Source organism: Nocardia wallacei (genome assembly GCF_029868745.1).
Classification (GTDB): domain Bacteria; phylum Actinomycetota; class Actinomycetes; order Mycobacteriales; family Mycobacteriaceae; genus Nocardia; species Nocardia wallacei_B.
In genome coordinates this window covers 1-1,154 of the sequence record NZ_JARWOP010000180.1, presented here as the reverse complement: position 1 = coordinate 1,154, position 1,154 = coordinate 1, and the positions used below count along the sequence as shown (strand labels likewise).

1 pseudogene is annotated in these 1,154 nt (G+C 73.9%); it reads right to left on the bottom strand.

Annotated features, from left to right (window positions below):
- Positions 1 to 35 precede the first annotated feature (35 nt).
- Positions 36 to 1,154 (bottom strand): annotated as a pseudogene (locus QH470_RS15030) (hypothetical protein); the annotation flags it as partial.

Genomic DNA, 1,154 nt, shown 5'->3' with positions numbered 1-1,154 from the left:
ACAGGCGAAGAAACTCTGCATCACCCAGGTTCGCGTCAGGCTCTCGGCCACGCTGTGAATGCTCTGGCCGCCCGACACGTAGAAATCGGCGGCGACCGCTCGACCTGTCGTCCGCCCGACAGGTGCACGACCCGGTCCGCGGGCCCCGCCGGCGGCAGGGGGGTCGGGGAGCGGTCGAACGCGCTCACAAGCAGCGGTGGGCGGGGCGCCGGCCGGGCAACCCCCCCCGCCCGGGCGGCGCGGGGCGTCGACGCGCCCGGTACGCCGGGCTTGGAGCCCGCGACCGCCCCTAGGCCGCCGACCGCACCGCCCGCGCCGCTACCGAATCCGCCGCTGCCCGAACCGGCGTGCGCGCCGTTGCCGCCGAAGGACGAGGCGTGCGTCGAGGCCGAGCCCGCGCCGGTGGCCGAATCGCCGAAGCCCGCGGCCATCGTGTCGGCGCCGGTGCCCGAGACCAGCTGCTGGGCCTGTTCCATGATCGGCTGGCCGATGTTCTGTGCCACCGACTGCGCGACCTCGGCCGGATTCGGGCCGCCGCCGGTGCCCAGAACCTGCTGCACGACACCGGAGAGCTGCCCGGTGTATCCGGCGAGCTCGCCGCGAGTGGCGTTGACGATGGTGACGGCCTGGCCGAGATGCTCGGTGGCGATGCCGATCAGGGTGGCCTGCGCGGGCGGGGTGAAGATGACCGGGGCCAGCGCCGAGGCTTGTGCGGCAAGGGAATTGACGACGGCGGTGAGCTGCACGTTGCCGCGCTGTACCACGCCCGCGGCCTCCTCGGTGAGCTTCGAGATGTCGAACCCGCGCTGGGCGGCGTCCTCGCCGTGGGCCTGGGTCTGCTGGCCGGCGGTCTGCGCGTTGCGCGCGGCCTGCCCCTGCCAGACCTGGTCGACGCTCTTGAGTGCGCCCTGGCCGATCTGCATCGCGCTCTGGATGACCTGTGAGGACTGGCTCAGCAGCGTGGCCGGGTTGAGCGCGCCCATGACGCCGGTGCCGAAGGAGGACAGCAGATCCTGAAAAGGCTTGAACAGCAGGTCGACACCGGGGAGCGCGGGCAGCGCGGCGCCACTCATCAACGCCGCGGCGGGATCCGCGGGCAGCGCGGCGCTCGGGGCGGCCGCGGCGGCGACCGCGGGCGTCGCCGCCTGCTGCAC